6 protein-coding genes are annotated in these 7433 nt (G+C 62.9%); 1 reads left to right on the top strand and 5 read right to left on the bottom strand.

What is annotated here, in order from left to right:
• Positions 1-163: 163 nt before the first annotated feature.
• The 5 genes from EN994_RS11250 to cpaB are packed head-to-tail and all read right to left on the bottom strand — an operon-like array spanning position 164 to position 5520.
• Complete coding sequence (locus tag EN994_RS11250) at positions 164-1585, bottom strand: CpaF family protein (protein WP_024505345.1); 1422 nt, start codon at positions 1583-1585, stop codon at positions 164-166.
• The gene (locus EN994_RS11245) at positions 1582-2796 is read right to left on the bottom strand and encodes a CpaE family protein (protein ID WP_013531961.1); all 1215 of its coding nucleotides are present in this window, start codon (positions 2794-2796) and stop codon (positions 1582-1584) included. Before EN994_RS11245 ends, EN994_RS11250 begins: the two co-directional genes overlap by 4 nt.
• A gap of 44 nt (positions 2797-2840) precedes the next feature.
• Entirely contained in the window at positions 2841-3110 is a 270-nt protein-coding gene (locus EN994_RS11240; RefSeq protein WP_013531962.1) for a hypothetical protein, read from the bottom strand.
• Positions 3111-3114: 4 nt separating this feature from the next.
• Positions 3115-4536, bottom strand: coding sequence for a type II and III secretion system protein family protein (locus EN994_RS11235; protein WP_244514347.1), 1422 nt, complete (start codon positions 4534-4536; stop codon positions 3115-3117).
• Positions 4537-4593: 57 nt separating this feature from the next.
• Complete coding sequence (gene cpaB / locus EN994_RS11230) at positions 4594-5520, bottom strand: Flp pilus assembly protein CpaB (RefSeq protein ID WP_244514296.1); 927 nt, start codon at positions 5518-5520, stop codon at positions 4594-4596.
• Positions 5521-5757: 237 nt separating this feature from the next.
• On the opposite strand from cpaB, the gene EN994_RS11225 reads away from it, so the two are divergent.
• Positions 5758-7433, top strand: a 1676-nt coding sequence (locus EN994_RS11225; protein ID WP_164745871.1) for a DNA topoisomerase IV subunit B, incomplete at its 3' end; no start/stop codon positions are given.

The raw sequence follows: 7433 nt of genomic DNA, 5'->3' as shown, positions 1-7433 counted from the left end.
CTGGCTGATCTTGTTTTCCTGCAGCCTCATGCGCCGGTTGATGGCGGTGCGCTTGTCGCTGCGGCCGGCATAAAGCAGGTAACAGGCCTCGGCGATCAGGATGCCGGTCAGCGCGGCCGCGGCATAGACGACATAGATCGCGCTCATTCCATCGAACACTTGGCTACTCCTGCGGCCGGCCGGGTTCGAAATATCGTCCGGGAAACTCGATGCCCATGGCGCGCAGGTCCTCGAGGAAGCGCGGCCGGATGCCGGTCGCCTCGTAGTGGCCCAGAATCTTGCCGTCGGCCTCCATGCCGGTGCGCACGAAGCGGAAGATCTCCTGCATCTGGATGACATCGCCTTCCATGCCGGTCACCTCGGCGACACTGGTCACCTTGCGCTTGCCGTCGGACAGGCGCGTCAGTTGGACGATCAGGTCGAGCGCGCTGGCGATCTGGCTGCGGATCGACTGCACCGTCATCGGCATGCCGGTCATGCCAAGCATCTGCTCGAGCCGCGAAATGGCGTCGCGCGGCGTGTTGGCATGGATGGTCGCCATCGACCCTTCGTGGCCGGTGTTCATTGCCTGCAGCATGTCGAAAGCCTCCTCGCCGCGGCATTCGCCGAGGATGACGCGGTCGGGGCGCATGCGCAGTGCGTTCTTGACCAGGTCGCGCTGCTTCAGCTCGCCATGGCCTTCGATGTTGGCCGGACGTGTTTCCATGCGCGCGACATGCGGCTGCTGCAGCTGGAGCTCGGCCGCGTCCTCGATGGTGATCAGCCGCTCGTCTTCCGGAATGAAGGCCGACAGTGCATTGAGCATGGTCGTCTTGCCGGTGCCGGTGCCGCCCGAAATGATCGTCGTCTTGCGGGCATGCACGGCCGCCGCCAGCACTTCGGCCATGTTCTGGGTGATGGCGCCGAATTCGACCAGTTTATGCAGGCCGAGCTTGTTCTTGGAGAATTTGCGGATCGACACCAGCGGGCCGTCGACCGCAACCGGGCGGATGGCCGCGTTGAAGCGCGAGCCGTCCAGCATGCGGGCATCGACCATCGGCTGCGATTCGTCGACGCGGCGACCGACCGCGGCGACGATCTTGTTGACGATGCGCAGGAGATGCGCCTCGTCCTTGAACGGAATGTGGACCGGCTGCAGCTTGCCTTTCTTTTCGACAAAGCAGTTCATGTGGCCGTTGATCAGGATATCGTTGATGTCGGGATCCTTGAGCAGCGGCTCGAGCGGACCGAGGCCGACCATCTCGTCGACGATGTCGTCGACCAGCGCATCAAGCTCGACGGTGTTGATCGCCATCCGCTCCTGCTTGGTCTTTTCCGAAACGAAGTCATGCACTTGCCGGCGCATCTCATCCTTCGGCAAACGCTCCAGCGCGACAAGATTGATCTCTTCGAGCAGCAGCCGGTGGATACGCACGCGCGCATCGAGCACCTTGTTGGCATTCTTTGCCAGCGCTGCTTCCGGCTTTGCCGGCAAAGCCTTTCGGCTGGTTGGTATGACGACGGCATGATGGGCGACCGGCGTCGTCTCATGCGCGCGCTGCGGACGCGCATCGCGGTTCTGCAGGGTGGAGAAGCGGCTGGTCATCCGGCTTTCCTCTTCAGCAATCCACGGCCCATGCCAAACAGCGAGCGCGATTTCGCCCGGGTCGGGACCGCTTCTTCCGGCAGGATGATCTTCTTCAGATCGTTGACGACATTGGCGTTGGGATCGATCTCGTGCAGCGGTACGCCGCGATCGACTGCTTCGCGCACCAGCCGGTAGTTGTTGGCGATGCCGCCGACGAAATGCTCGCCAAGGATTTCCTGGACGTCCGCCTGCTTGATGCCGTTATCGAACATCTTCTGTTCGAAACGGTTGACGATGACGTTCGGCTTCACTTCCTTGCCGGCCGTCTCGTAGACCGCCTGGATCAGCCGCTGGGTGTGGCGCAGGCACGGCACCGTCATTTCCGCGACGATGTAGAGCTTGTTGGAACCGAGCAGCACGGTCTCCGTCCATGGAAACCAGGTGCGGGGCATGTCGATGACGACATTGTCGAAATAGGCCGAAACGAGATCCAGCATGCGCACCACGACATCGGTCTTGAACGAGCGCATCTCGGCTGGATGCGCCGGTGCCGCCAGCACGCAAAGCCCGCTGGCATGCTTGGACAGCATCACGTCGAGCAGTTGGCGGTCGAGACGCTCGGGCTGGTTCTCGATCTCGGTGATGTCGAAACGCGGTTCGAGGTCGAGATATTCGGCACAGGCGCCCTGCTGGAAGTTGAGATCGACGACGCAGGTCGAGGCTCCGCGCGTCACCGAGTGATGCAGCTGGAAGGCGGTCTGCAGCGCCAGCGTCGTGGTGCCGACGCCGCCCGCCGCAGGCATGAAGGTATAGATTTGCGACTCGGTGTTTTCCTCGCGCCCGGGCCCTTGCAGCGCCCGTACCACGGAGCGCACCAGATCGGCCGTGGTGATCGGCTTGACCAGGAAATCCGCGACCTTGAGCTGCACGAGAATACGCACCGCGGCCGCGTTGAACTCCTGGGTGACGACGACGACCGGAACCTTGTCCTCCAGCCGACGCATGATGCGCTGCAGCGACTCGACCTCCTCCAGCCTTGCCGCATCCATGTCGACGATGATGGCGCCGAAGTCGGCTTCCTGGATCTCACCGCGCAACTCGGTAACGTTCTTCTCCACCGTCGAGAGCTGTATGATCTCGGAGGCGGAAAATGCGGTGCGCGTGTCCTGCGCAAACGTCCTGTCGGTCGATACGAGCAGGATCTTCCTGGTCTTGATGCCGTTTGCCATTCTGTCAGCCTGTCAGGTCGCCCGTTGACCAGTTGCCCGTTGAATCAGTTGCCTGTGGTCGACTGCGACGCCTTGGCACCGGCCGCCTGATCGGGTGTGACAGCCGCGGCACTGCCTCGTTGGGCCGGCACCAGGAGCCTGGTGTTCTGGACCCCGTATTTCCAGGGATCGACCATCTGCATGACGGTGTTGGCGGCCTGCGCATTGCCGGCGCCGGCCGTTGGCCCTTCGCTGCGCACATAGTCGTCGCTGGTGCAGCCAGCGGCAAAGCCGGCCAGCAGCAAGGCGACGCTCGATCCAAAGACCAGACGCATGGCTTCAATCCTTCGGCAGGTCGAGGAAATGCCCAGCCGAAGCGGCCGCTGCAGGTTGAGTGACGCGGCCGTCTGCCAGCGCCACGGTGCGACCGGCATCGGAATCCTTCACTTCCTCGGTGTTGTTGAGAAAATAGTCGGCATTGCTGGCCGGCTGCGTGCCATCTGTCGGCTCGACGAGCTTCTTCGACGGATCGACCGGCTTGACCAGATAGGGCGTTACGATGATGACGAGGTCGGTCTCGCGCCGCTGATAGGATTTGGACGAGAACAGAGCCCCAAGCACCGGCATCTTGCCGAGGCCCGGAATGCGCGACGTGGTGATGTCGTTTTGCGACTGCAGCAGTCCAGCGATCATGAAGCTCTGGCCGTTCTTCAGGTCGACTGACGTCCTGGCACGGCGCACGATGAAGCCAGGAACCGAGATCGTCCCGATATTGTAGGAGGCCGACGCATCGATCGAGGAGACTTCCGGCGCGATATCAAGGCTGACCAGCCCGTCTTTCAGAACCGTCGGCGTGAAATCCAGGCTGACGCCGTATTTCTTGTAGCTGACCGAGATCTTGCCGTTGTCCTCCGAGACCGGGATCGGGAACTCGCCGCCGGCGAGGAAGCTCGCCGTCTGACCGGACCGGGCGATCAGGTTCGGCTCGGCCAGTCGCCGCGCCAAGCCGCGCTCCTCCAGCGCCTTGATGGCAATATCGATCGATACGCCGTTCGATAGGAGACGACCGATGATCTCGCCAGTACCGGCCGCCGGCACTGTGCCCGGATCGATCGAGACGTCGCGGCCGCCAAGGCCATAGGCGAAATTGGCGGCGTATTTGGCACCCAGATCCTGGCCCGCCTGGCGGTTGATCTCGACAAAGCGGACGTTGAGCTGGACCTGCTGCGAAGATGAGATGTTGACCGAGTTGATCACCTCCTCGGCACCGGAAAAGCGCGTCGCGATCTTGTTTGCCTTTTCGGCGGCGACGGCATCGTCGGCCTCGCCCGACAGCACGACACGGCCATTGGCCGATCCGACCTTGATCCTGGCATCCGGCACGCTGGCGCGAATGGTGCTGGCCAGTTGGTCGGTGTCGAGCGTCACCTCGATGTCGACGGTGCCGACAAGCTGCTTTTTCTCATCGAACAGCGCAATCCCGGTGGTGCCGAGATTGTTGCCGAGCACATAGAAGGATTTGTCGGTCAGCGGATTGACGTTGGCGATCTCCGGATCGCCGATGACGATCTGGTAGAAGGCAGCACTGGTGATGATCGTCTTCGGCTTGCCCTTGGCAACCTTGATTGACGCATTCTTGGTCGACGACACGTAGACGACGTCGTTGTCAGCTCTCGCCGCCGAGGCGCCCAAGGCCAGCATCACCGCAGCGGCCAGCGAAGACGCGACAGCCACGGCGCGCAAAACGCGCAACCGCGTCATGACCCGATATATGAACAGCCCGAACATTGTCCCGTCCCTCACCCAGTCCCCACTGGTTTATTTCTGGTCCCGCGAAGGAACCTGGTATTCCTCGGCCTTCGTGCCGCGCGTTACGATGACCGTCTTGAACTTCGGTTTCTCCGGCTCCTTGGTGACGGCGTCGAACACCGAGCCGGCCGCGGCCTGCACATTCGAGGCGACCGATCCGCCGAAGGAGGAGATGGTGGTGACGCCGCTCTTGCCGTCAGCGCCTTCGCTGGCGGACCGAAGCGACAGCGAGAGCGTGCCGACGGTGCGGGCCAGCGCTACTTTCTGCGCGCCGTCCGTCGTCACCTCGATGGTCACCGAATTGGAAATCTGCGGCGTCGTCTGGCGCTCGTCGGCGCCCTGCCCGACGCTCAGCACCTTGGCATCGGCGACAACGATCTCGGAGGTGATGGTGGAACCGGCAGCGCCTTGCGCATTCTTGGCCACTTCCTGAATTTCGCCGGCATCGCGCGTCAGCACCACGTCAACGCGGTCACCGGGCGTGACGAAGCCGCCGACTCCGGCGATCTCGTCGGTGCGGATGGTGACCGCCCGCATTCCGGGCGTCATCATGTTGGAGAGCGTCGCGCGGCCATTCGGGCCGGACAGCTTGGCCAGCAGCACCGGTTCGTTGACCTCGATCGGCGACAGCACCACGCGGCTGCCGTCGGCGAGCAACGCATTGATGGTGGTGAAGGCGCCCTGCGGCACGGACTCTTGCGACCACGGGATTTCGCTGAGCTGCGCGCGGTCGAGCTCCATGCCGTAGCGCAACGGGGCATTCGCCACCACGATGGTCTTGAATTCGACTTTCGGCACGACAGGTGCCGGAATCGACGACGTCTTCTCTTCGGAATCGGCCTTGGCCTGGCTTTTGACCCAGAAATCCGCGGCAAAGATCGAGATCGCGCCGAAAACGGCGGCGATGCCGATCATCGATATGGCCTTGCCCCTCACGCCTAAACCCCTGATATCAGCAGTTTCTTATTTAGTTGGGCTCACGTTAGGCGGCATTGTTAAAGAATCAGGAATCCCGGGCGTTGGTATCGGATCTATTTCCGCCGGCTTGGTTATCGAATGGTTTTGGGGTAAGAGGGCCCAGATCCCCGAACGGAACAGGAACCTCGGTCGCTTGGCGCTGAAAAGCGTGGCAGTATCGCGAGGTGATTCGCAGCACCGGAACCTATGGCAGGCATGGACGACAGCAACGATCTCTTCGGCAATATGGACAAGCAGCCGCAGCCGGTGCGTACCGCTGCGCGCCCGGCGGATCCACTGGTGGTGCAAGCCACCAAGCGTCCTGCCTCGACCAAGGACGGCAGCGAGGGCTATAGCGCCGCCGACATCGAGGTGCTGGAAGGGCTGGAGCCGGTGCGCCGCCGGCCAGGCATGTATATCGGCGGCACGGACGACAAGGCGATGCACCATCTGTTCGCCGAGGTCATCGACAATTCGATGGACGAAGCGGTTGCCGGCCACGCCACCTTCATCGATGTCGAGCTTTCGGCCGACGGCTATCTCGCCGTGACCGACAATGGCCGCGGCATCCCGATCGATCCGCACCCGAAGTTCAAGAAGCCGGCGCTTGAAGTGATCATGACGACGCTGCATTCGGGCGGCAAGTTCGACTCCAAGGTTTACGAGACATCAGGCGGCCTGCATGGCGTCGGCGTATCCGTGGTCAACGCGCTGTCGGACCATCTCGAGGTCGAGGTCGCGCGGGGACGGCAACTCTATCGGCAAAAATTCTCGCGCGGCGTTCCCGTGACCGGCCTGGAACAGTTGGGCGAGGTCCACAACCGGCGCGGCACAAAGATCCGCTTCCACCCCGACGAGCAGATTTTCGGCAAGGGCGCGGCGTTCGAACCGGCGCGGCTCTACCGTATGACGCGCTCGAAAGCCTATCTGTTCGGCGGCGTCGAAATCCGCTGGACCTGCGATCCGTCGCTGATCAAGGAAAAAGACCAGACGCCGGCCAAGGCGGAATTCCATTTTCCCGGCGGCCTGAAGGACTATCTCAAGGCATCGCTCGGCGACGACTTCCAGGTAACGCGCGAGATTTTCGCCGGCAAGAGCGAGAAACAGGGCGGCCACGGCTCGCTCGAATGGGCGGTGACCTGGTTCGGCGGCGACGGCTTCATCAATTCCTACTGCAACACCATCCCGACCGGCGAAGGCGGCACCCACGAGGCCGGCTTCCGCAACGTTTTGACGCGAGGCCTGCGCGCCTATGCCGACCTCGTCGGCAACAAGCGCGCGTCGATCGTCACCTCGGAAGACGTCATGATCTCGGCGGCGGGCATGCTGTCGGTGTTCATCCGCGAGCCGGAATTCGTCGGACAGACCAAGGACAGGCTGGCGACGATCGAGGCAATTCGAATTGTCGAGACCGCGATCCGCGATCCGTTCGACCATTGGCTGGCCGACAATCCGCAGGAAGCCTCGAAGCTGCTCGAATGGGTGATCGCACGCGCCGACGAGCGGGTGCGCCGGCGCCAGGAAAAGGAAGTGTCGCGCAAGAGCGCGGTGCGCAAGCTGCGGCTGCCGGGCAAGCTCGCCGACTGCACGCAGAATGCCGCGGCCGGTGCAGAACTGTTCATCGTCGAAGGCGACTCGGCCGGCGGCTCGGCCAAGCAGGCGCGCGACCGCGCCAGCCAGGCCGTGCTGCCATTGCGCGGCAAAATCCTCAACGTCGCCAGCGCCGGCAACGATAAGCTGGCGGCCAACCAACAGATTTCGGACCTGATCCAGGCGCTCGGCTGCGGTACGCGTTCGAAGTACCGCGATGAGGATCTGCGCTACGACCGCGTGATCATCATGACCGACGCCGATGTCGACGGCGCCCATATCGCCTCGCTGCTGATCACCTT

This window comes from Mesorhizobium sp. M7A.F.Ca.CA.002.09.1.1 (assembly GCF_003998555.1).
Lineage (GTDB): Bacteria > Pseudomonadota > Alphaproteobacteria > Rhizobiales > Rhizobiaceae > Mesorhizobium > Mesorhizobium ciceri.
Note: the sequence above shows the minus strand (reverse complement) of the source record. Positions and strands in the feature narration are given on the sequence as shown.

Excerpts from the sequence above, each read along its gene's own strand:
- EN994_RS11250 (WP_024505345.1), bottom strand. The coding sequence starts at position 1,585 with ATGACCAGCCGCTTCTCCACCCTGCAGAACCGCGATGCGCGTCCGCAG.
- EN994_RS11245 (WP_013531961.1), bottom strand. The coding sequence starts at position 2,796 with ATGGCAAACGGCATCAAGACCAGGAAGATCCTGCTCGTATCGACCGAC.
- EN994_RS11240 (WP_013531962.1), bottom strand. The coding sequence starts at position 3,110 with ATGCGTCTGGTCTTTGGATCGAGCGTCGCCTTGCTGCTGGCCGGCTTT.
- EN994_RS11235 (WP_244514347.1), bottom strand. The coding sequence starts at position 4,536 with ATGACGCGGTTGCGCGTTTTGCGCGCCGTGGCTGTCGCGTCTTCGCTG.